Origin of the sequence: Mycolicibacterium iranicum, assembly GCF_002101705.1 — a bacterium.
In the GTDB taxonomy this organism is placed as follows: domain Bacteria; phylum Actinomycetota; class Actinomycetes; order Mycobacteriales; family Mycobacteriaceae; genus Mycobacterium; species Mycobacterium iranicum.
In genome coordinates this window covers 19,003-40,614 of record NZ_LQPC01000042.1, presented here as the reverse complement: position 1 = coordinate 40,614, position 21,612 = coordinate 19,003, and the positions used below count along the sequence as shown (strand labels likewise).

The window sequence follows — 21,612 nt, the reverse complement described above, 5'->3', positions numbered from 1 at the left end:
CCATTTCGCAGCAGCCGCCTGATCGGCGCAGAGCGACAGCCTACCTCTGACTGCCGCCAATCTTTGCAACAGAGCCCCGCCGAGACCGGTGCGGTTCAGCCGGCACCCACCCCGATGTTCACCAGGCAGGGCTGGAGCTACAGCAACATCACGACGCTGGACTCCGGAGCGGTGGCGTTCACCGCGCACGAGGACAGGCGAGGCGCCCCGTCCGCGGAAATGATCCAAGTTCTCGACAAGGGCTCCTCGCTACCGCGCACGACAGTCACCGACCTCGGAAGCAACTTCATCTGTCAGAGCTCCCCTCGGGGAGGGCAAGTGTGTTACGCCAGCCAGGCACCAACCTGGGGCGCCGGCGACCTCGTCGCCTATCTGGACAGTTCGCCCGAAATGTATTTGGTGGTAACCGATATCGACAACCGAGATCCGAAACGGCTCGACACGAGTGCCGACAGCTTCGCACTCCCGCCGTCATCGCGATCCTAGGTCCCCGCTACCTCGGGTGGATAGTCCTGTTGCGCCGCAGATCGGTTCGGCTGCCCTGGGTGTTCGATCGACCACCGGCCGGTGCGGCCTCGTCGGACCATCAGGTCCGGACAGCGAAGCTCGCGCCGGTCTTGTCCGTGACATTCTGCCCGGCCGTGATGATCGGATACTTCGACGGGGCCAGCGCGCTGACACACGTCGGGACCGTCTCGATGACCGCGTCGTAGTTGGGTTGGCAGAAGAATGGCAGCGACAGCCGCCGGCTGGCCGGTCCGGTGAGGGTGGGGTTCTGCACGCGATGCAGGGTTGAGGTCCACCTGTCGTTGGTCCACCGGGCCATCAGGTCCCCGATGTTGACGACGAAGCTGTCGGCGATGGGTGCGACGGGAACCCACGCCTCGTCGAGTCGCACTTCGAGTCCGCCCACGGCGTCGCGCTGATAGAGCAACGTGAGGCTGCCGTAGTCGGTGTGCTCCCCGATGCGCAGTTGGCCGGCTTCGGGCGTTTCATCCAGCGGTGGATAGTGATTGGCGAACAGATTGCTGATCGGTTTATCGACCTTGTCGTCGAACCAGTGCTCGTCCAGGCCGAGCGCGAGTGCGAACAGCCGCATCATGTCGAACGCGAGCGCCGCCATCTCGGCGTAGTACCGCTCCCAGATATCCCGGAAGCCGGGGGTGGTCGGCCAGATGTTGTCGTGAAAGTGTCCACGCCGACGGGCTTCGACGAACCACGCGTCATCGCTGGGAACGTCGGGCAGGCCGATCGAGAAGAACTCGACTAGGTCTGCCGGCGTCGACTTGCCCCGCGTTCGCGCAAGCGCACGAGATTTCGGTGGCATGTAGCCCCGGCTCGTGTCGGGTTCGGCTTGGACCGCGACTTTCACACTCTCGTGGCTGTCGAAGAACTCGGCCGTAACGGCGTACATGTCGTCGAGCAACTGCTCGGAGACGCCATGGTTGACCACGGCGAGAAAACCGATGTGGCAGTTGGCGTCGTCGATCTGGCGGGCCAGTCGTCGGCGGTCCTGCGCGCTGCCGCGGGCCTGGGCGAGGTCGATCAGTGGGACGGTGTCAGACATCGGTGTCTCCGGATTCCTTCGAGATCGGCCACCCGACCCGATGCTTGGGACGCGGGGCGGCATAGGTTCGAATCTTGCTGGTGGTCAACGAGAGAGCCACGAGACTCTCCGCGATGGACACGGCCGCAGTGACGCCGTCGACGACGGGAACCCCCAGCTTTACGCTGAGTCGATCGCTCATCCCGGCCATGCCTGCGCATCCGAGTGCCAAAGCTTCGGCGCCGGCGTCGATCGCCCGCCGGCCCGCGGTGTGCATCGCGTCGACGGCAGCCTCGGGGTCGGCCTCGAGATCCAGGACGCCCAACTCCGCTGCTTCGATCGCCGCACAGCGTGACATCAGCCCGGCCGTGGTCAGACTGTCATGGATCTGCGCACAGGCACGGCCCAGTGTCGTGACCACTCCGTAGCGTGGCGCCAACAGCATGGCGAATTGTGCTGCGGCTTCGGTGATGTCGACGACAGGGATCGACAGCAGTTCCCGAGCTCCTTCGCGGCCGTGCTCCCCGAATCCGGCCATGACCACTGCGTCGACGCTCGATGGGAGTTCGTGGAGACGGTCGAGAACGGCGGCCGCGGTGATGAAGCTGTCGTAATACCCTTCGGCTGATTCCGGGCCCCAGCGCGGCTGCCACGCGTCGATGACGGTGCCGGGCCGGGCGCACATCCGCGCGTGACGGCCGATCTCGGCTGTCATTGATTCGCTTGTGTTGCAGTTCATCACGACAATATGCGTCATGCCGTCACCTCGGCGTTCCGACGCGTGCTCCACGCCATCGGGAGATAGAACGCGGTCGCCAGGATGGCGCCGATCGCCCACGAGAACGGTGCCCAAACCCCGAACGCCGGAACCAACGCGAGGACGGCAGCGACAACGGTCGCCGGAACCAGCGCGATCAGCGCCTTCGGGTTGAAGCCGCGCGTGTAGTAGTACTTGCCGCCCGGGTCCGCTCGGAAGAGTTCCGCGACGTCGACGCGTCCTCTGCGGATGATCCAGTAGTCGGACATGAGCACTCCGAACAGTGGCCCCAGGAAGGCTCCGAGCCCGCCGACGAAGTAGGCGATCGACTCCGGATTGTTGTACAGGTGCCACGGGAGCGGCAGCACCGACAGCACGGCGGCAATCAAACCGCCGCGAAAGAAGTTGACGTGTTTGGGTGCCACATTGGAGAAGTCGTACGCACACGAGATGAAGTCCGCCACGATGTTGATGCCGATGGTGGCGATCGTGAAGACCAGGGCGCCGAACAGGATGACAGCTGTGCTGTCGGTCTTCTCGATGAGTTTCACGGGGTCGGTGATCGCCTCACCGAACACCACGATGCTCGCCGAGGTCACGGTGACGGCGACGATCGCGAACATCACGAAGTTGACGGGCAGTCCGAAGAAATTGCCGCGGCTGATCGTCTTCTCGTTCGGCGCGAGACGTCCGAAGTCGGCGAAGTTGACCAGGAACGTGGCGAAGAACGAGACGTTCAATGCGATGGCGGCGAACATCTCGTAGGTGAGATCCCAGCCGTGGGCCTGGTCGGGGCTCAGGTCGAACGACACGTTGCCGCCCGCCTTGACGATCATCCAGATGGCGAGCGCGAACATCACCACCCAGACGGCCGGTCCGGCCCAGTCCTGGAACCTGCGGACCGCGTCCATTCCGTGGCGGACGACCAGCAGCTGGATCACCCACATGGCAGCGAAGCAGATCCACCCGAGCGCGTGCAGACCGAGAAACGTTGGGTGCGTGAGTGGTTCGACGGCATCGTGAGCCACTCGCAGTGCGGCGATCTGCAGGCCGGTGGAACCCAGGTAGGTCAGGATTCCGTAGTAGATGACGGCGATGCCGGCGCGGATCAGTGCGGGGATGTTGGCTCCCCAGATCCCGAAGCTGGAGCGGGCCAACACCGGGAAGGGAACGCCGGTGCGCTGTCCGGCGATCCCGCTGAGATTCATCAGCCCCCAGATGATCAGCACGCTGACGGTGAGTGCGATGAAGACCTGACCTCCGTTGAGCCCCATGAAGAACAGCGATGCGGCGAACGTGTAGACGGTGATGCTGTGGATGTCCTGCATCCACATGGCGAAGAAGTTGTAGACGCCCCAGTTGCGGTTGGTGACCGGTGCGAGGTCGTCGTTGTAGAGGCGTGTCGATGTGGCTGTGGGGACGGCGACGGTCGGGGTTTCGGGTAATGAGCTGATGGACATGGTGTTTCGCTTCCAGCTGTGCAGACGATGCTGCGAGATCGAGGGTCGCGGGACCGGCGTGGGATTAGCCCCAACGCTGTTCGGTGCGACAAAGGTGATGAGTGATCCGCTGGTGTGGTGCTGGATCGACTCAGTTGGCGCGGCCTGAAGAGGACGGTGCCCGACTCCGGGCACACGGGTGGCGTGGCTAGTGGTGCTCGCGCTCTCTGGTGATCGACAGCAGCGCCATTGGCACTCGTTGCGAGGAAATGGCACGCAGGCACTCTTCGACCGTGAAGGTGATGCCGGACATCACCATCGCGAACGAGCTGCCGCGTACGACCATGCTTTCTGCGCTCCTGCCGGGCATTCGACCTCCGACGCGGAGGTCTGTCGAGAGGCAAGTTATCTGCCGCGTGCTACCAGCGTGTTACGCACGGAAACAGCAGCGTGAAGAGTGAGCGCTCGTCGGGGGTCCTGGGGCGGTGCCGCAACGTGGGAGGCTCTGCGAGTGCCTGTACCACCGGAATCTGTTTCGTGACAGCAGCCGTGGCTTAGCGTCTGGGTGATCGGTTCGCTAATGACCGTGACTTCACTGATGGGAGCTGTTGATGTTTGGTGCTCAAGTCACCTCTCACACCGATCTTTTCGGCCTTTCGGGCAAGACGGCGCTCGTCACCGGTGGCACCAGTGGAATCGGCACCATGATTGCCCGCGGTCTTCTTCACGCCGGCGCTCGCGTGATCATCAGCTCCCGCAGGGCGGCGGCGTGCGCGCAGACTCAAGAGCTGCTGTCCGAGTTCGGCGAGGTGCGGGCCATCCCGGCCGATCTCTCTCGCCACGACGAATGTCGGCGTCTCGCCGAGATCATCACCACCGACTACGACCACCTTGACATCCTGGTCAACAACGCGGGAGCGATGTGGCGTGAGCCGCTGGCGACCTTCCCCGACGAGGCCTGGGACACCGTTCTCGACCTCAACCTCAAAGCACCGTTCTGGTTGGTGCAGGCGCTACTCCCTGCGCTTGCGCGCGCAGGCACCGCCGACGATCCGGCGCGAATCATCAATATCGGCAGCATCGCCGCCATTCACGTCGCGCAATCACCCAACTACTCGTACGCCAGCAGCAAAGCGGCACTGCACCAGCTCACCAGGGTGCTGGCGCGAGAGCTCGGGCCGCAGCACGTGACAGTGAATGCCGTTGCCCCGGGGGTCTTTCCGTCGCAGATGATGGCGGGCACGCTGGATGCGATGGGCGACGTGATTCGGGCGGCCACGCCCCTGCGTCGACTCGGCCGCAACGACGACATGGCCGGTGTTGCCGTGTTCCTCGCCAGCAGGGCCGGGGCGTACGTGAACGGGGCCATCGTCCCGGTCGACGGTGGGATCGCCACGACCGCGTCGGGCGTCTGAACGTCCGGCGCACCGGTCATGGCGATCATCGGGGCACCCGCAGTACCTCCCGTCTCAAGGGGGACGGCTCTACGGTGAAGAGATGACCACGACGGAGGTGCGCGCCGAGATTCGGGAATTCCTCAGGTCGCGGCGCGCCCGCATCACACCCCAGCGCGCGGGGCTGCCCGCCTATGGCGGAAACCGCCGGGTCAAAGGTCTTCGGCGGGAGGAGGTCGCGCTGCTGGCGGGGATCTCGGTCGACTATTACGTGCGGATCGAACGCGGAAGTCTAGCGGGAGCCTCGCCTGAGGTACTCGACGCAGTTGCCTCCGCGTTGCAGCTCGACGAGGCCGAACGCCTGCACCTGCGCCACCTTGCGTGCCATTGCGGGAAGCCCAGGACAGCGCGCCGCGCCAAGACCGAGATGACGGTGCGCCCGGAGCTCCGACAGGTCCTCGACGCGATTGGCGACGCACCGGCGTGGATCCGCAACTGCCGCTTCGACGTGCTCGCCATGAACCACCTAGCCCGTGCGCTGTACTCACCGATATTGGCCGGGACAAGACGCCCGGTTAACGTCGCGCGGTTCGTGTATCTCGAACCCGAGGCAGCGCGGGCCTTTTTCGTCGACTACGACAGGATCGTGCGCGATATCGCTGCGAAGCTGCGCATGGAGGCCGGCCGCACCCCGCACGACGAAGAACTGATCGCGCTGATCGGCGAACTATCCACGTGCAGCGAGCCCTTCCGGCAGCGGTGGGCGTCGCATGACGTGAGAGTGCTGCGGACCGGACGCAAACGCCTGCACCATCCCGTCGTCGGCCGACTCGACCTGGACTACGAGTCCATGCAACTCGCCGGCGAGCCCGAGATGCACTTGAACGTCTACACCGCACCCGCCGGGTCACCGGCTGCGGACAGCCTCGCCGTGCTGGCGTCATGGGCGGCCAGCCAAGACTCTCTCCCGACCGAGCTTTCGGTGCCCCCAGTCGGACTCGAGCCGACACTTGGCGGATTTGAGTCAGCCCGAGGATCCGCCGGCTCTCGTTAGCAACACGGCTGCCTCGTTGTAGGGAAACGCTCGGAAGAATGGCCGAGAACGCGGAATGACGAGGTCGGCGGCCTCGGCCTTACTCACCACCCGCGGGTTGACGAGCGCGACAGCGCGTCCACGCTTACGCAGCACTGTGGGTCCGCCGGCCAGCACGTTCTTCAACCAGTCCGTGTGTGGGCCGTAGCCAATGAGGACGGCGTATCCATCATGGGTCTTGAAGACCAAAAGGGGCGTTCGATATCGCTTACCCGACTTCCGCCCGATGTGCTCGAGCGTCCCGAGGTTCGGAAGCCACGGCGTGATCGTGCGAGCCGCCGGATTGGTGACTCGCTTGTTGAACTCTGCGATTCTGCGGGGCATGCGCATTCTCGGAGTCTAGGTATTGGTCGAAGTTCCTCGGTGACGCGATGCTGATGAAACTTTCAACGCCAGACGCCAGCAGCGTGTTCGGCGCGAATACTGCGTCTACCTGCGAAAACGCCCGTGCCCCCAGTCGGACTCGAACCGACACTTGGCGGATTTTAAGTCCCTACAGGTACGTTCGCGGGTGTTCGCGGACGTATAGACGGCGCTCCCTTTTCCGTTGTGTCTCAATCTGTTTCAACCGTCAATGTTCTCCGTTGTTCGCGGGTGTTCAGTCATCTATCCCGCACGACATGTGACTGCCTCGTGACAACGAAACTCAAACAGACCGACACAAACTCTGAAGGAGACTTTCCGTGACTACTACCTACCGCCCCCGGCCAGCCGACCCCGCTCCCCCGCCAGGCGCAGACACAATCGACGATTGGGGTTCTGGCGGTGAAGGTCGCCGGGTCATCCTCGGCTACAACCGCCACGTCATCGACTCCGACGTGTTCGTCAGCACTGCCTGCGTGCAGGACCGTGACGGCCACATCGACGACGGCAGCAATGGTGAAGCGCCATCGGTATACATCGACGGGGCACCGGCAAGCCTGAACTCCGACCAGGCGCGCGTCTTGGCAGCGCTTCTGCTGGAATCGGCTGCACTTGTCGACGGGTGGGTACAGCGATGAGCGACAACAAGTTCCGCTGCGGCCTCGACGGCTGCACATCAGGACAGTGCGAGAGCATCGGTAACCACGTGTGGAAGGGGGAAACCCGGCTCTCTGGGTGCCTGCCGACCGCAATCCCGCAGCGCACGCGCTACCTGAGCGTTTGGGTTGATATTGATGACCGGGAACGAGTCCCGGACGAATTGATGATCGGCCTGTACAACGACCAGAACGGGGAGGGTGGTGGGGTCGAGGCTTGGCTGACAGTCGAGGAAGCCGAACGAATCCACCACATGCTCGGCAGCGCAATCCGCCGCCACACCGCCTATCGACAGTCCAACTAGCCCGCAATAACCAGTGCGCCCCGGCCTCCATCACGGGTGGCCGGGGCGCATTGCTGTTCAGTCAGCCTGTCACTCGTTTAAGTTGGACGACCTTGCCTGGTTCGTAGCGGTGCGGGCCGTGTGTCCAATCCAGTGGCCAGCCGACGACCTCGAACTGCCCTTCGGGAAGGTCGACAACGTCCTGTGGTGCTCCGAGCACGTCGGCGGGCACGAACAGGTCGAGGTCGTGAATGACTCGCCCTATCTCGGGTTCGTCGGCTTGGGCGGACCCCCACCCGAAGACCGTGGTGGGTGTGCCTGGGTCTTCGAGCGGGGGCGTGTAGGCGACGACGGGGTTTCACTCGGCGTCTACGGCTCCGAGGTCGACCGTGTGCCAGCCAACCGTGGTCACAGTGCCCGTTTCCGGTAGCGGTTCAAGACGCACAATTCTGCCAGCGTCCAGCCCTGGAATGCGCCGCGCACCGACCGGGTGAAGGGGCCGGCTGTTTCGTCGTGAGAGAGGCCGGATGGGTTGGACACCATGCGGGCCGCTGCGGTGACGATGACCGCCTCCACCTCTTCGTTGGGCTCCCAATCACCGTTGCCGCGCACGTAGGCCCGGACCATCACGGTGACGACGGGGATGGCCTGTTCGGCGGTCGCCAGGATGGCGGCGTCCTCCGGTTTCCCGAGGAACGCCGCCACCTGGTCGGGCTCTACCGCCACTTAGCTGCCGTCCTCAGTCAGGTAGATGACACCTTCGGGGTGCAGCAAGCCGAGGTCGTATCGTGTGACCACGCGCAAGCCAACCTGCCCGTACTCCGCGTACCGCTCGGTGAGCACCTTCACCGAGGGTGCGATGTCGCGGGCGATGGCCACCTGCGACATGTCAGCCAAGATGGCGTCACCCGGCGCTAGCTTGTTCGTGACCGTGACCGGGATTCCGAACAGTCGGTAGGTGGCGTCCTTGGTCAGGTCGGACTCCAGCACGTACTTCTTGCTGCCGGTGGTCTCTTTGATTTTCCTCAGGCTTACAAAATCGGCACCGTTAAGGAACCACCGATTCGGGGTCACCTCGGCGGCAACGGCCAGGCCGATGGCGTCCAGCATGGAATCCGGGTCCGTGGGGTCCCACACATGGGTCTGGACGTCGGGCTGGTTGATGATGCCGGTGATGGTGTCCGATGCCCCGGTGCCCTTCAGCAAGGCATCGTCGAGGGCGTCTGAAACATCCTTGACGAGACGGGCTTTCAACACCGCGTCAATGCCGATGACGGACTGTCGCACCAACTCATCGGTGTACTTCAGGATGGTTTTGATGCTTTTGCGCTCAGTCGGCATCAAGACGAGCTCACTAAAGTCCACGTCTGCGGTGTCAGGTATTAGCTGCCCCTCTCCAATAAACGTGGGGGTGGAGCCGGAGACCAGCTTGGGGATGCGGAGAACGCCGGAGGTGTCGAAGATTCGGGGGCCGCTGGAGAGGACGACGGAGGCGGCTTCGAGAGGCTGAACGAGCAGGCTGGATACCTGGTCGGCGAGCAGCTCGGGATTGGCGGCAGTGGTTTCAGTCATTGGAATGTCCTTGCTTGGCAAAGGGTCGCGTTTCAAATGCGACCCTTTTGGGGGTCTGGGAACCCATCGCCGCCAGGACGCTGTAGGGGCCGGCCACCAGGACCGACCCCTACAGAATACCCCCTGAGGGTATTAGCCGGTACCCCGCAATATCGCGGCGAGGTCCACGGTTCCCGACGAGGGGTTGTGTCCCTGCCCGATGTCGCCGGATGCGCGGCGTGCCGCCAAGTGCGGTTTGCGGTTGAGTAGTTCGGTGATGGCGCCAGCCAGCTTGTCGGCGTCGACAAGGTGGTCCTCGACGTACGGCAGGTCGGTGGGGTCGGCCAATCTGCCTGTCGCCCGAACTGATTCGGTGTGCAGTCGTTCGGCGTACGTGTCGGCCTGTTGTGCCCGTTGCCGGTAGCGGCCGTTCTCCTGCCGCAGTTGTTCGACGTAGGCAAGTGGGAACATGTCGGGGTCCGATTCCAAATCTGACCCTTCGGGGTTTCCCGATTCCAAATCGGGTTCGTCTCCCGTTTCCTGCGATTGCAGGGGAAGGTCGTCGGGGGTGTCCGTGTCTTCAGCTTGCTCGGGCATTTCTCTCCAATCTTCTGGTGTATCCGGTGGATTTGATGTTGTCGGTCAGCACGATTCGGGGTTGGCAGTTGCAGCCCTTATGGCGTTGGAAAGGGTGGGCTTTCGGCCAAACCCTCGGGCCGTCTGGGCCGAGACGGGCCCACCACGTACACAACTCGCATGCGGCACCGTCGAATTGCCGTGCCCAGCCCTCGACGAGGGGTTGTTGCTGCATCGCCTGCCACGTCCCGTTCTGGGCGGCCTCGAATGTCTCCGACCGCGCCAGCCGGTCCAGGCGGGCGACGGCAGGGTCATTTGAGAGTGACGCGCTGTCACGCTCAGCGAGGACAGTGCTGACAGCTTTCGTGAGCCTGTCGGCGTCGTCGGTCGGCGGAACACCCGTCGCTAATGCGGCTGCGCCGGTCCGTTCCTCAATCTGCGCGACCATCCACACATCTCCCAAAGCCACAGCCGCCGAGGTGGCTTGGTTGATGGCAGCGACGATGAGCGGCACCACATCCTGCTCGGGCAGCTCCCCGGCAAGATAGGCGGCGTACAGCGCCAGGACGTGTCGTTGCACCGTAGCGGCGAGGGTTTCGGTTTCGGACTGGAAGTCCTCGACGGCGGTCACGCCGACCTCGGCAGGGCTTGCAGGTTGACGCCCACCGTGTCGAGGGCTTCGGTGCGTCGGGCGATACGGATAGCCTCAATCTCGCTGTCGCTGTAGCCGAGTCGTTGCAGGGCGTAGGAGGCGGGCAGCAGACCAGCGGCGAACATCTTGGTCACCGCGTCCGCTTCCTGGGCGACGGAGCGGGTGGACGCGTCAGCCCACTTCACCCGGACATCGACGTTGAGCGGGTCCACCCCGTCCCGTACAGCCACGATGAGGCGGGCCACGTCCTCGAATGCCCGCCCGAACTGCTTTTGGCGCGCTTCAGCTCTCGCGGTCAGTGATGCTTCGCTGGCGCGTAGCGCGTCGGCGCTGGCCGGCTGATTGTTCATCACTCCGAGGTAATGCATCGGCATCGCCGACGTGGCAGACACCATACCCAACACAATGTCGACGGCGTTGGTGAAGCCGGCGAGGTCCGCCCCATCCAGTTGACCGAACTTGGTGTTTTCGGATTCAGAGACCATCATCCGCATGCCTTCGTCGATGGGATTCACCGTCTCGGTCTCGCCGGTGTCGTTGCCGTCGTCGTCGAGGATGGGCCGTTCGTCCAACTCCAGGCCGGTGGCCCAGCGGCGGCTACGCGCCGAATACTCTGACGCAACAGCCAAATCCGCCAACAGCTTGTTCAGCAGGTCCGCAACCGGTTTCAAATCCTCTATCTCAGAAACCCCCTCGTGGAGGATGCGGTCAGAGTTCAGCAACCTGACCACCGGAGGCACCCCCAACGGGTTGGCGATGGACTCCACAGCACGAAAGCCGTTCGTCGTGGCCCCGGTGGCGTTGGCCCGGTAACGCACAATCTCGTCCGGCCCGTAAAGCACCGCCTCCGTCGTTGTGGCTGTCTCCCAACGCTTCAGCGCATGCGTGATGCGTCTCGTGCCAGGGTCACGCAGACATGACATTTGCTTCGCCGACTCCACACTCACCTGTGGGCGGCCGTAACGGTCGGCCCATACCAAGATGTATGCGGAACCTAGGAGGAGGGCTTCGCGGATAGCGACAGCGGACAGCTCATCCATGTCGTTGCGCTGCCAGTCGTCAAACACGTCGACACCATCAAAGCCTGTGACACGGAGCCGCTCGGCCAGACTGGTGACGGCCAGGCGGGGAAGGTTCGCCGCCATCCGGCCGAACCTGTCCCCCAGAGCGGTTTTCGCCTCCGGCGAAAGGAACGTCAACGGCTGCGTCGCCGTGTAATAGCGTTCGAGGTCCGCATATTTCGCGGCGGGCTCGTCCACCTTCTGCAACAACGTGGTAAGTAAATCGTTCATCTGAAACCTACTGCTCTCTTTCGTTTCTTGTGGGTCGCACGCCAGGTGGCGCGGGAATGGGCCATGACCAGACAGCTGGCCAAGTCAATTTTTCGTGCAGCACGCGAGCGTGACGCCTTCGATAGACGGATACCTCGTGCATCCTCAACAATCACCGCAGCCGCGACATGCGCGGCGAGAGTCGCGTTGCCGCTGTGCGACATTCGCCCGTCAATAGCGGCCGAGTACAGGTCACTCGTGGCTGCTGTGAGTCGTGACGGTGAATGCGGAAACTCAACTACCGGCAACTTCTCCGCTTCAAGTGCCTGCAACGTCCTGTTGTAGCGGAACGGGTCAGCGACTACCTCGACGGTGCGCCATCGGCGTCCCGCCATCCGTATCTCGTTCTCCACCTCAGCGACGGGTACCCGCCAATCCGGGTCACCGTTGCCGTCCCACACCCGCAGTACGTCAAAATGCGGTGTAGCTGACACCGTTCCGACCAGTAGCGCGGTGGTGTCCGCGTTCGCGCCACCAAACGAACCGTCGAGCGCGACGACAACCTCGGCACCCTCGGGGATACCCTCCCCGGTCGACAGCCCATCCCAGACGCCAGCGGGCAGGAACGCGCCGTCCGCCTCCGGAGGGAGCTGACACAGCCGCGCGCGGCGGAACGTCGCTTCCCGCGTTTTCGGCGGCAACAACGCATGCAGGGCGTCTCGGTGCAGAAAGTCGTCCAACGCCGGATTGGCCATCTCCCAGCAGTGTTCGCAGTCGACGGGGTGGTCCTCGAAACCCGCTGCCGAATACTCACGCCAACGCAGCGACAAGTCCTCCGGGTGGTCACGCGCGTACTCTCGCAGCGAGAGCAACACCTGGTCCTCAAGATTCGGCCCCGGAGTACCGATGGCCACCAACACTGAGCGTTCCCGCTTACCGGCAGCCAGTTGAACCACCTCGAACAGGTCACGGTTAATCACCCCGGCCTCATCGCAGATGGTCAACACACTGTCGCGGCCCTCGGCAGCGGCCGGTGAGGCGGGCATCACCTGGAAAGTGCTGTCCGTCAGCGGCAACACCAACTTGTCGGCGTACACGTAGCAGCGCGACGACAAATCTTCCGACAACTCCACGATGCGCTTAGCCGCCGAGAACGCCAGCCCTGCCTGACGCTCATCCACGGCGAACACATCGACGTTGGCGCCCTCCCCCCAGCAGAAGAACACATAGAGGGCAATCGCGGCGTTCAGCGTTGTTTTCCCGGAACCTCTCGGCAGCATCAAGCCGACCGTGCGGGCACCGCTATCAAGCACATCGGAGGCAATGTCCATCTGCCAATCACGCGGCCGGAACACACCCTTAGCGCCAGTGCCCTTCGGCACCCGCACGAACCGTTCACAGAACTTCACGAACCGCTCCGACTCCACCGACGACCGCGGAGAAAATGGCAAAGGCGTTTGCCCATTCAGCAATTTGCCCTTGTTACCCGACCTCAAGACTTGACACCAGTCAAGTTCATTGCCCCCTGCGCCTTGCCATCCGGGCTTGCGGCGTCGGGTTGACCCCTCCCGGCCTGGGTGGCTCGGGGGCTGCCGGGGCGTGCGCAGCCACGCTTGACGTTGCAGCCGCGACAGACGACCTCAGCGTCAGTGCCAAGGCGGATGCGAAGGCCCTTGGCCTTTCGTTCCCACGCGCTCGGGAGGTGGTCGAGTTGCAGGTCGTCGGCGGCTCCGCAGTCGGTGCAGAACCGTTGCAGTCGTCGTGCTCGTCGTGAGAGCTGGTCCCAGTGCCAGCCGTAGCCCCGTTCCTTCTTGGTCCGGGGCTCGTGCAGTCGGTGGTCGGGGCAGCGGGACTGGTCGGTGGGTTCGCCGCAGGCGATGCACGGCTTGAGGGTCACGGCTCCTCCTGCTGTGCGAGGGCGAGGAGTTCGGTGTACGCCTTCTGGTATTCCTCGGGGCTGTAGGTGGCGATGTTGCGCAGCACGGCCCAGAGGACTTGCAGGTGTCCAGGGTTGAGGCCGACGACGAACTTGCCCAGGTCGGTGGTGAGGGTGAGCAGGATGGCGATACCACCGTCGTGGGGGACGAGGCCGACGCGGAGACCGTCGTCTTCGAGGTTGAGCCTCACGTGCTTGGTCAGGTCGATGAATGCCTCAGTCACTTGGTGCCGCCGAGGATGCGGGGTGCGATGACGTTCTCGATTGCCGGGATGTGCGGGCACTCGGGGAACTGGAGTTCGTCGCAGGTGCAGGACCAGTCATCGCGCGGTGACCAGCGGACGGTGAACCCGTCGACGATGGCGAGGATGGCGGGGTGCTGTGCGCGGGTCCCGAGGACACGCAGAATCTCAATCTTCATGGGTGGTTCCTTTCAAGGGTGTCGATGATGTTGTTGGCCAGCGCGATTGCTTGGGCCGGGGTGAAGGAGAGGCCGGCGAAACTGATGGTGTCGCGGTCTCGGTGGATTGCCGGGATGGCGTCTGCGGGTCGGCACGCCGCGCAGTACCCGGTGACAGACCGGGTAGTCGCACGGCACTTGAGGCAGTGGCGGGATTTTGGGCGTCTAGTCATGTGATGTCGACGCGTCCCCATGCGACCCATTCACCGGCCAGCGGGTTGTAGCGGTACTCCACGCGGTCGTGGATGAAGGTGTCGGCGCGGGATGCGTTGAGGATGGCTAAGACTGTGCCGGGGTCGGGGTCTGCCTTGATTCCTGAGCGCAGTTCCTTGCGTGCGGATTTGAGGTGGTCGAGGTCGTGGCTGTCGAACGCGACAATCATGGGCTTGTCCTCGTCGGGTCCGGCGATGGTGACGTACACCAAGTTCTCGTGCGGACTGCATTGGTAGGCGTAGACGCTGCCGTCGACGGGTTCTAGTTCGGTCATTGGTGGTGCTCCTTCTGTGTTGATTTCCATGCGCGGAATGCCTTGCCTGTTCTGTCGTTTCGCCACCCGAGGCGTTCTCGTGCGTCTTTGACCGACGCGGGTGGTGGGTTGAGTGCTGCCAGTGCCTCGATGTCGGCCGGGTCTGGCGCTTCTTCGGGATTGCGGTCGTCGGCCATCGGGGCCTGCACGACCACGTGTTCGCCGAGGATGACGAACTTGCCGCACATCGGTTCCTTGTCTCCGGAGGGTGAGTGTCGACGCAGGCCGCCGTGGCGGTCCTTGTGAATCGTCAGGTACGCCGACCCGCCCTTGTCGGGTGTGAATGCGCTGTCGACCTTGACGCGGATGCTGGTGCCGCCGATGGCTCGTTTCTTGGCTGCCGTGCCGGTCGGCCCGAAAGCTCGGGAGTCAGCACCCTTAGCGAGGTGGTCGATGCCGACGACGCATGCCCCGGTTCTGGTCAGTGGCTTGATAATGCGGGTGTGTACGTCGGTGAACTCGTCGGCGGAGTTGCTACCGGCGCCGAACAGCGGCAGTAGTTCGCCGATGCTGTCGATGACGACCAGCGTTGGTTCCCAGTCGGCCATGTCGTCAACTACGGCGAATGCTTGTGCGCGGTCGACGGGTTCGACGTAGAGGAAGCGGTCAGAATCTCGTAGTACGTTCTCGTCGGCTCCGAATCCGATGAGGCGGTTGACTGTTGAGTCTGGGCCGTTGTGGTCGAGGTCCAGCCGCAGCACTCGGTCGTTGGCTTTGAGGACCGTGACGGTGGCGTAGTCGCAGAGCAATGTCTTGCCCGACTCCGGGTCGCCGAACACCACGTTGTACTGACCGGCGTAGAACAGGCCGATGCCGTCGCTGCGCGGGCAAATCAGAGGTGTCGGTGGTTCCGGGATGCCGTCGTCGAGCAGAGCTGCGATGTCGACGTACCCGCACTCGGGATTTCGTACCGGGAACGGTTCGGGAACGCCGTCGACAACGTGCAGGTCAGAGGGTTGGGAACGTTCCGCACCCCTATGTGGGAACGTTCCCGGTTCCTCGGTGTCCGGGTTCGGGTATGCGCGGCGGCCGAATCCCTGCGACAATGCCGTCACGCGGCAATCTCCCATCGCTCGGCGATGGCCCGCACCAGGTCGCGTTCTGCACCTCCCCGTCGCCACAGCGCGCGCATGGCGTCCAGGTTCGGCGCGGGTGTCATCCCGCTGGCGAGTAGATGAAGTGCGGCGTCCCGGAAGCCGTCGATGTATTGGTCGGTGACGGTGACCGTGTCGTGTCGGCAGGTCCACGGGTCGCGGTGTCCGCAGTCCAGGGCGGGCAGGCGGGCCGAGGTGCTCCGGCGTTGTCGGAGTTGTTGGATATAGTGGTTGCAGCCTGTTGTGGATTCCGCCCCGTTGCCCCCGGGGCGGTTTTCTTTTTCGGACATCAGTCTCCTGTGATGGTCTGGATATAGGCGGCGATGCTGTCGCCAGTAATGAAGGCCCTGCGGCCGATTCGGGCTCGGACGAGGTGTCCCTCTTCGATGAGCCGGTACAAGGTGGTGCGGCCGATGCCGCCCAGTTCAGTCTGCGCGTCCTCGATGGGGACGAGGTGTCGCATAAGTTCACGTGTTTGCATGTCACCCCCTCTCCTGCGGGATTCCGTTGTTGTGCAGAGGTTTTGCTTTGCTTCGCTGTGGAGTTTTCAAAGTCCGCCGGTGTTCGTTGGTGGTCGCCGTCGTTCACTGGTACTTGAATAGTGACGCGTCACAGTGTTAGTGTCTACGTCACCGAGAGACTTTTGATTGACGCAGACAAGGAGGCCGCGTGCTGCACCAGATTCGCTACGCCGACGGCAGAGTCGTCGAACTCGAAGAGCCGAGCAAGTCCAGCATCGAGTTGATTGGTGACGTCGGGGTGCCATCACCCGTCATCTGCCGCCACCTCAACGACGACGGACAGCCCAACGCCGAGTTGACTTTTGAAGTGTGGAGAGGCATCCCAGTCTGTACTGGCATCACCCTCAGCGCCAAGCGTGAAGCCGGCACACACGTACGGGCCAAAGACCTAAAGTCGGTCGCTGCACAACTCGAGGACGACATCGAGGAGTGGATTTCCTACCTGGCGCACGAACCGCAACCAGCACCGCCGGGCAGGCGCAGGTGGGTAAGGCGAACTGGTCCGGGTGGTGCATCCCATCGGCAGACGGTGGCCAAACGGGCACTCCGCACGGCACGCAAGGAAGTGCGGCGCACGATGACTCCCGAACACCATCAGCGCGTCGCGGACATCTACAACGCGGCGACATCGGCGCGGACCGAGGCGGTGGCAAGAGCTTTCACGGTGTCGTACCGGACGGCACAGCGCTACATCGAGAAGGCCAGAGAGGCGGACCTACTCGATGGCTAGACAGCAGTTACCGCCGCAGATTCGCAAGATTGAGGTAAGGGACCGTTCGACGGGCAAGCTCGTTGTGCGGTATCAGGTTACGGTCGACGCGGGGTTGAACCCGGAGACGAACAAGCGCCGCCAGATTCGACGCAGGTTCGCAACTGAGAAAGCGGCGCGTGAGGAGCTGTCGAAGGTGCAGGGCGGCGTGACCGCAGGCACCTATGTGCACGCGAACAAGATGACCGTTGACGAGGCGTGTGACGCGTGGTTGGCGTCGAAGCACTCACTTAAGCCGTCAACGCTGCGCGGGCACAAGGTTAATCTCGGGCCGCTGCGCGACGAACTGGGGAGTATCCCGGTTCAGAAGTTGTTGAAGGCTGACCTCGATACGCTCGTCGGCCGGTTGCGGCGCGGGGAGGTTGAGGGCCGCAAGAAGTGGTCGCCGCGTTCCTGCAACTACATGCTGTACCTCGCTACGGCGGTTCTTGATGACCAGGTTGCCCAGGGCAATGTCGTGCGCAACGTGGCGCGGCTCGTGGACCGGGTGGCCGGTGATGCGGAGACGTTCCGCACCCTCACCGATAAGGAGATGTTCCGCATTCTCGACCATGAGTGCCGTGACCGGCATCTGTGGACGCTGGCCCTGTACGGGCTGCGGCGGGGTGAGATAGCAGGGCTGCGGTGGCACAACGTGGACCTGAAGGCAAAGACGGTGACCATCGCTGAGAACCGTGTGGCGGTTGGCAGGGACATCGTGGCGGGCACGCCGAAGTCGAAGGCCAGTAATCGGACGCTGCCGCTTCCCGACGAGGTGGTCGACGTTCTCAGGTCGGCCCGCAAGCGGCAGGCCGAGGAGCGTTTAGCGTTCGGCGCGGGGTACGGGTCTGGCGAATATGTGGCCAGCGACGAGACCGGGCAGCCGTACCACCCTAACCTGCTCACATTCCGATGGGGGTTGATGCTCGACGGTCTGGGCATCGAGCGGGTGCGACTCCACGACGCACGTCATTCGTGCGCGACGTTGATGCACCTGCGAAACGTGCCGATTGCCGTGATTGCCGCGTGGCTTGGCCACGCTTCGGCGGCGTTCACGATGAGCGTGTACGCCCACAGCCAGGACGACGCTTTGAGGTCGGCGGCGAGCAGTTTTGAGCGGGTTGTGACAACTCGTGACACCGAGACCGGGGAAAAGAGGTGACCATGACTGACTGAACCACTGTGACCAGCGGTTGAGGTGGTGCCCCCACAGGGACTCGAACCCTGACTGTGCGGATTTTAAGTCCGCTGCCTCTGCCAATTGGGCTATGGGGGCTTTGCAGTTTAGAGGGTAATTTAGGCCCTTTCCGCCTCGTCACGATGCTCTGAATACCGCAGTGATACCGCAGTGATATCGATAGCCTTCCCGAGGGCGTCCGCCACACCGCTCAAATCGTCATTGAGAAGATGGCCGTAGCGGTCGAGCGTCATCGCGGCGGTCGCGTGCCCAAGCAGTCTCTGCACGACCTTGACGTTAGCGCCTGCACTGATCGCCAGTGACGCCGTGGTGTGTCTCAGCCCGTGCGGTACCAGCCCGTCGATGCCGATATCAGCACACGCGTTGTCGAACGCCCAGCGGTATTCGCCGAGTGGAAGGAACCCGCCCTTTCGGCTGGGAAAGACCAGCGCGTTGGGGTCGGCGGGCAGCTCGGCCTTGAGCTTTTTCCAAACCGGTTCGGGCACAGGCACGTGACGATCCCGCTTCGTCTTAGTCGTTGACTCCACGATGCCCTTACCGGTGACGGCTGTTGCGGACGAGCGCACCGTCAGCATCCGATCCCCCACATGCCGGCGGCGCAACGCAACGGCTTCGCCGAACCTCAGTCCGCAGTACCCGAGAACGAGCGTCAGCGTCTCGAACCGATCAGCAGCCTTCGCCAGCATTAGGAGCTCGGCATGGGTCAGATAGCGCCGCTCACGCTCGCCTTGCTCGGGAAGATCTTCGTCCCGCTTGATCTCGAACGCGACGTTCTTCGCCACCTTGCCAGTCCGTTGGGCGTACTTCAGGACAGCGCCTACCAGCTGATGAGCTTGGGTGATCCGACTTGCCGACAGGCCGGTTCCGCGTTGCCCGCCGTCGACTGACAGCGCCCCTAGCCACGTTGAATATGATTCATAGTCAATCCTTTTCAGCTGAACACTTTCCCACTTCGGCAGCACCACAGTGTCGAGCAACGAGCGATATCCGGCAACGGTTTTCGGCTTGCGGTGCTGTTTGGTGGCGAACCACTGCTCGGCCACCGATCCGAAAGTCTCCGCACTCTTCCGCGGATCGACATACTCGCCGCGCTGCACATCGGCGGTCAGCCCATTTAGGTAGGCCTGCGCATCCGGCTTACGCTGGAAACTCTTGGTGCGCTCGGCTCCACTGGCGTCAACCCACCTGACACGCCATCGCGACACCTTGCCATATACCGCAGACCGCTCAGTGCGCATCGCGCCGTCCGGCGCCTTGACTCGTTTGTGCCAGCGGTCGTCAATTCCCGCTCGCTCGTTTCGAGTCGTCATACGCTGAAAGTACCGCAGTACTCCGCTCCCCCCATCCGCTTCGTTGTCTGGAGGCCGGACTATGAGCCCGCCGAAGACGTCACGACCCCCGAGACGTTGAAAAACTCTTCTTCAAGCGAATGTGGCTGTGGTCGTGGACAGACCGTCAAGTAACCAGTCACTGTTGGCTCAGGCGAACCGACCATAGCTGAGGAGGAATTTGATGGATCTGCTAGGAGCGAAGGAAGTTTCGGACATTACTGGAGTTCCGATGGGAACGCTGAGGTACTGGCGGCATTCGAATATTGGGCCGGCGAGTTTCACCTTGGGACGCCGAGTCGTTTATCGGAGGGCCGAGGTATTGCGCTGGATATCGGAGCGAGAGAGCGCAACCCGCCGCGGAGGCGGCGACGCCGCTTAGTGCCTGCGCACGAAAAAGACCTCGGGGACTAGCCGAGGCCTTCGTTCGAACCACCCGATCACGCCACACGGAAGTTCCTCATGAGACTAGCGCAGCATGCCCATAAGCGACAGCACCACGGGCAGGAAACCCCTTGAGCGGCAGGGGGGAGGGGGACAAGAAGTCAGTCGCGGCACGCTTAGTCGATATGGCCCGGGAACGCTATGTTCTCGGAGTCTCCAAGGACGGCGAACCATTTGGCGCCGAACGCAGTCGACCCCACCTCGCGATACTCCTGCGTGGTGGGAGGGCTGGCCTACGGGCAGATCTCGCCGCTCGCTACTTCACCGAGACCGGTGCGGTCGCCGGGGGCCAAGCACTTACCGACGCCACACTGATTTTGGAAGGTCTGGCGGCCACGCAGGCACCCGACAAGTTGAACCTACGCGTTGCCGACCACCACGGGACGATCTACATCGACACCGGAGATCCAAACGGTCAAGTAATCAAAGTCTGCGACGGAAGGTGGTCGATGGCTCCCACTGCGCCGGTGCGGTTCCTCCGAAATACGAAGCTGACGGGGGCGATGCCGGCACCAAGCTCCCGCGGGGATGTGACGAAGCTCTGGGAGTTCGTCAATGTCGCCGTTGAGGACCGCCCAGTTCTTCTCGCGTTCCTAGTAGCTGCTTTGGTTCAGTGCGACGTCCCGCATCCGGTACTAGCCCTGTTTGGCGAGCAAGGTAGCGCTAAAACGACATCGACACGGAGCTTGGTCGAACTCATCGATCCTTCGCCCGCCCCCTTTCGTCAGGCGCCGCGGGACGCGGACTCATGGGCGGTTGCCGCGTCTGGATCGTGGGTCGTTGCTCTGGACAACCTGTCGGCCATCCCGCCGTGGCTGTCGGACTCGTTATGCCGCGCTGCGACAGGCGACGCCATGGTGAAACGGTCTCTATACACCGATGCCGATCTGGCTGTCATCAAGTTTCGTCGATGCGTGATTATTAACGGAATCGACGTCGGCGCCATCCGACCCGATCTGGCAGAGCGGCTAGCGATAGTCGAGCTGCGACGCATCGACCCCAGAATGCGACAGTCAGAGGCCGAGATGCGACAGCGGTGGGAAACAGCTCTACCAGGTATTTTTGGCGGACTACTTGACTTGGCTGCCTCCGTTCACCATCGGTTGGAGACCATCAAAGTTGAGGACTCGCCCAGGATGGCGGACTTCTGTCGCACGCTGGCGGCCGTGGACGAGATCTTGTCGACTAATGGCGTACGCCGGTACATGTCGCGCGCCAATCAGTTGTCTGAGGACAGTTTGTCCGTCGACCCGTTTATCGAACAGCTTCGCTCGCGGACATTAGAACCTGCTGTTGGTCAATCCGGCAGTGATTTGCTGATGCTACTCACACCGGTCAACGACGACTGGCAACGACCGAGGGACTGGCCGAAGAACGGTCGCGACGTTTCTGGGCTGCTGCGTAGGCACGCACCCGCTCTACGCAACCTCGGATGGGTGATCGAAGATGATGGCGCGCGCAACCGCAGGAACGTACTGCTGTGGACAATCTATCCGCCGTACAAAGATGTTGTGGCTCAGCGAGCCTCGCAACCCTCGCGTCTCTCGCTTACGCAAATCAGCGAGAACGCGAACTTCGACCGGAGTCAGCAGAAAGTTTTGAATGCCGACGCGAAGGCTGGCGAGGGTCGCACGGCGGCAGCGTCGTGACCGTGCGCTGTGGTGCAGGGAATCAGGTGCCCAGATAGTTGATCGCATACCGTTTTATCCGGTCTGATGATGCGTCAATACCGGCGAAGCGTCGACGTGTGGCAGCTCGCCTCGGTGGGTCGGCTG

Annotated in this window: 28 protein-coding genes, 1 tRNA gene and 1 pseudogene; 10 read left to right on the top strand and 20 right to left on the bottom strand. The window is 63.1% G+C overall.

The window, feature by feature from the left end:
• Positions 1–486: pseudogene (locus AWC12_RS20220) on the top strand (hypothetical protein); the annotation flags it as partial.
• Positions 487–586: 100 nt separating this feature from the next.
• Here AWC12_RS20220 and AWC12_RS20215 read toward each other — a convergent pair.
• The 4 genes from AWC12_RS20215 to AWC12_RS31155 form a co-directional block, all read right to left on the bottom strand.
• Entirely contained in the window at positions 587–1,567 is a 981-nt protein-coding gene (locus AWC12_RS20215; protein ID WP_165762838.1) for an isopenicillin N synthase family dioxygenase, read from the bottom strand.
• Positions 1,560–2,303, bottom strand: a complete 744-nt coding sequence (locus tag AWC12_RS20210) for an aspartate/glutamate racemase family protein (RefSeq protein WP_085176601.1) — start codon at positions 2,301–2,303, stop codon at positions 1,560–1,562. Before AWC12_RS20210 ends, AWC12_RS20215 begins: the two co-directional genes overlap by 8 nt.
• Positions 2,300–3,763 carry an NCS1 family nucleobase:cation symporter-1 gene (locus AWC12_RS20205; RefSeq protein WP_085176599.1) on the bottom strand — a complete coding sequence of 488 codons (1,464 nt, stop codon included), beginning with the start codon at positions 3,761–3,763 and terminating at the stop codon, positions 2,300–2,302. The genes AWC12_RS20210 and AWC12_RS20205 overlap by 4 nt, the downstream gene beginning before the upstream one ends.
• A gap of 187 nt (positions 3,764–3,950) precedes the next feature.
• The gene (locus AWC12_RS31155) at positions 3,951–4,088 is read right to left on the bottom strand and encodes a hypothetical protein (RefSeq protein ID WP_165762837.1); all 138 of its coding nucleotides are present in this window, start codon (positions 4,086–4,088) and stop codon (positions 3,951–3,953) included.
• A gap of 265 nt (positions 4,089–4,353) precedes the next feature.
• Here AWC12_RS31155 and AWC12_RS20200 point away from each other — a divergent pair, with 265 nt between their 5' ends.
• Both AWC12_RS20200 and AWC12_RS20195 read left to right on the top strand, forming a co-directional pair.
• Complete coding sequence (locus AWC12_RS20200; protein WP_085176597.1) at positions 4,354–5,157, top strand: SDR family oxidoreductase; 804 nt, start codon at positions 4,354–4,356, stop codon at positions 5,155–5,157.
• Between the two features lie 82 nt (positions 5,158–5,239).
• Positions 5,240–6,190, top strand: a complete 951-nt coding sequence (locus tag AWC12_RS20195; protein ID WP_085176595.1) for a helix-turn-helix domain-containing protein — start codon at positions 5,240–5,242, stop codon at positions 6,188–6,190.
• Here AWC12_RS20195 and AWC12_RS20190 read toward each other — a convergent pair.
• Positions 6,161–6,559, bottom strand: a complete 399-nt coding sequence (locus AWC12_RS20190) for a nitroreductase family deazaflavin-dependent oxidoreductase (protein ID WP_085176593.1) — start codon at positions 6,557–6,559, stop codon at positions 6,161–6,163. The two genes, AWC12_RS20195 and AWC12_RS20190, sit on opposite strands and share 30 nt — an antisense overlap.
• Before the next feature lie 353 nt (positions 6,560–6,912).
• On the opposite strand from AWC12_RS20190, the gene AWC12_RS20185 reads away from it, so the two are divergent.
• The 3 genes from AWC12_RS20185 to AWC12_RS20175 all read left to right on the top strand — a co-directional run bounded on the left by AWC12_RS20185 (position 6,913) and on the right by AWC12_RS20175 (position 7,962).
• The gene (locus AWC12_RS20185) at positions 6,913–7,230 is read left to right on the top strand and encodes a hypothetical protein (RefSeq protein WP_085176591.1); all 318 of its coding nucleotides are present in this window, start codon (positions 6,913–6,915) and stop codon (positions 7,228–7,230) included.
• Complete coding sequence (locus AWC12_RS20180) at positions 7,227–7,553, top strand: hypothetical protein (protein ID WP_085176589.1); 327 nt, start codon at positions 7,227–7,229, stop codon at positions 7,551–7,553. Before AWC12_RS20185 ends, AWC12_RS20180 begins: the two co-directional genes overlap by 4 nt.
• Before the next feature lie 118 nt (positions 7,554–7,671).
• The gene (locus AWC12_RS20175; protein ID WP_133057367.1) at positions 7,672–7,962 is read left to right on the top strand and encodes a hypothetical protein; all 291 of its coding nucleotides are present in this window, start codon (positions 7,672–7,674) and stop codon (positions 7,960–7,962) included.
• Here the strand turns inward: AWC12_RS20175 and AWC12_RS20170 are convergent.
• The 13 genes from AWC12_RS20170 to AWC12_RS20105 form a co-directional block, all read right to left on the bottom strand.
• Positions 7,941–8,258: a hypothetical protein gene (locus AWC12_RS20170; RefSeq protein WP_085176585.1), complete on the bottom strand. Its 318-nt coding sequence runs from the start codon at positions 8,256–8,258 to the stop codon at positions 7,941–7,943. The two genes, AWC12_RS20175 and AWC12_RS20170, sit on opposite strands and share 22 nt — an antisense overlap.
• Positions 8,259–9,104: a phage major capsid protein gene (locus tag AWC12_RS20165; protein WP_085176583.1), complete on the bottom strand. Its 846-nt coding sequence runs from the start codon at positions 9,102–9,104 to the stop codon at positions 8,259–8,261.
• A gap of 132 nt (positions 9,105–9,236) precedes the next feature.
• Positions 9,237–9,680 carry a hypothetical protein gene (locus AWC12_RS20160; protein WP_085176581.1) on the bottom strand — a complete coding sequence of 148 codons (444 nt, stop codon included), beginning with the start codon at positions 9,678–9,680 and terminating at the stop codon, positions 9,237–9,239.
• A complete protein-coding gene (locus tag AWC12_RS20155; RefSeq protein WP_085176580.1) occupies positions 9,664–10,290 on the bottom strand; it encodes a VG15 protein in 627 nt (208 codons plus the stop codon). Before AWC12_RS20155 ends, AWC12_RS20160 begins: the two co-directional genes overlap by 17 nt.
• On the bottom strand, positions 10,287–11,603 hold the full coding sequence (locus AWC12_RS20150) for a phage portal protein (RefSeq protein ID WP_085176578.1): 1,317 nt from the start codon (positions 11,601–11,603) through the stop codon (positions 10,287–10,289). The genes AWC12_RS20155 and AWC12_RS20150 overlap by 4 nt, the downstream gene beginning before the upstream one ends.
• Positions 11,600–13,078, bottom strand: coding sequence for a terminase large subunit domain-containing protein (locus tag AWC12_RS20145; protein WP_085176576.1), 1,479 nt, complete (start codon positions 13,076–13,078; stop codon positions 11,600–11,602). Before AWC12_RS20145 ends, AWC12_RS20150 begins: the two co-directional genes overlap by 4 nt.
• A complete protein-coding gene (locus AWC12_RS20140) occupies positions 13,075–13,479 on the bottom strand; it encodes a hypothetical protein (RefSeq protein WP_085176574.1) in 405 nt (134 codons plus the stop codon). Before AWC12_RS20140 ends, AWC12_RS20145 begins: the two co-directional genes overlap by 4 nt.
• Positions 13,476–13,742: a hypothetical protein gene (locus AWC12_RS20135; RefSeq protein ID WP_085176572.1), complete on the bottom strand. Its 267-nt coding sequence runs from the start codon at positions 13,740–13,742 to the stop codon at positions 13,476–13,478. Before AWC12_RS20135 ends, AWC12_RS20140 begins: the two co-directional genes overlap by 4 nt.
• Complete coding sequence (locus tag AWC12_RS20130; protein WP_085176570.1) at positions 13,739–13,939, bottom strand: hypothetical protein; 201 nt, start codon at positions 13,937–13,939, stop codon at positions 13,739–13,741. Before AWC12_RS20130 ends, AWC12_RS20135 begins: the two co-directional genes overlap by 4 nt.
• A 208-nt stretch (positions 13,940–14,147) precedes the next feature.
• Positions 14,148–14,465 (bottom strand): hypothetical protein, encoded by a 318-nt coding sequence (locus AWC12_RS20120; RefSeq protein ID WP_085176566.1) that lies wholly within the window; start codon positions 14,463–14,465, stop codon positions 14,148–14,150.
• On the bottom strand, positions 14,462–15,559 hold the full coding sequence (locus tag AWC12_RS20115; RefSeq protein ID WP_207576459.1) for an AAA family ATPase: 1,098 nt from the start codon (positions 15,557–15,559) through the stop codon (positions 14,462–14,464). Before AWC12_RS20115 ends, AWC12_RS20120 begins: the two co-directional genes overlap by 4 nt.
• Complete coding sequence (locus AWC12_RS20110) at positions 15,556–15,888, bottom strand: hypothetical protein (RefSeq protein WP_234814106.1); 333 nt, start codon at positions 15,886–15,888, stop codon at positions 15,556–15,558. The genes AWC12_RS20115 and AWC12_RS20110 overlap by 4 nt, the downstream gene beginning before the upstream one ends.
• The gene (locus tag AWC12_RS20105) at positions 15,888–16,079 is read right to left on the bottom strand and encodes a helix-turn-helix domain-containing protein (RefSeq protein WP_085176565.1); all 192 of its coding nucleotides are present in this window, start codon (positions 16,077–16,079) and stop codon (positions 15,888–15,890) included. Before AWC12_RS20105 ends, AWC12_RS20110 begins: the two co-directional genes overlap by 1 nt.
• A 188-nt stretch (positions 16,080–16,267) precedes the next feature.
• On the opposite strand from AWC12_RS20105, the gene AWC12_RS20100 reads away from it, so the two are divergent.
• Both AWC12_RS20100 and AWC12_RS20095 read left to right on the top strand, forming a co-directional pair.
• A complete protein-coding gene (locus tag AWC12_RS20100; protein WP_085176563.1) occupies positions 16,268–16,849 on the top strand; it encodes a hypothetical protein in 582 nt (193 codons plus the stop codon).
• On the top strand, positions 16,842–18,029 hold the full coding sequence (locus AWC12_RS20095) for a site-specific integrase (RefSeq protein WP_085176561.1): 1,188 nt from the start codon (positions 16,842–16,844) through the stop codon (positions 18,027–18,029). Before AWC12_RS20100 ends, AWC12_RS20095 begins: the two co-directional genes overlap by 8 nt.
• A gap of 37 nt (positions 18,030–18,066) precedes the next feature.
• On the opposite strand, the gene AWC12_RS20090 is transcribed toward AWC12_RS20095, so the two are convergent.
• Positions 18,067–18,143, bottom strand: a tRNA-Leu gene (locus AWC12_RS20090).
• A gap of 20 nt (positions 18,144–18,163) precedes the next feature.
• Positions 18,164–19,375: a tyrosine-type recombinase/integrase gene (locus AWC12_RS20085; protein WP_165762836.1), complete on the bottom strand. Its 1,212-nt coding sequence runs from the start codon at positions 19,373–19,375 to the stop codon at positions 18,164–18,166.
• Between the two features lie 202 nt (positions 19,376–19,577).
• On the opposite strand from AWC12_RS20085, the gene AWC12_RS20080 reads away from it, so the two are divergent.
• Positions 19,578–19,775, top strand: coding sequence for a helix-turn-helix transcriptional regulator (locus AWC12_RS20080; protein WP_011856752.1), 198 nt, complete (start codon positions 19,578–19,580; stop codon positions 19,773–19,775).
• A 187-nt stretch (positions 19,776–19,962) separates the two neighbouring features.
• Positions 19,963–21,486, top strand: a complete 1,524-nt coding sequence (locus tag AWC12_RS20075; RefSeq protein ID WP_234814104.1) for an AICE element replication initiation protein — start codon at positions 19,963–19,965, stop codon at positions 21,484–21,486.
• Positions 21,487–21,612 lie beyond the last annotated feature (126 nt).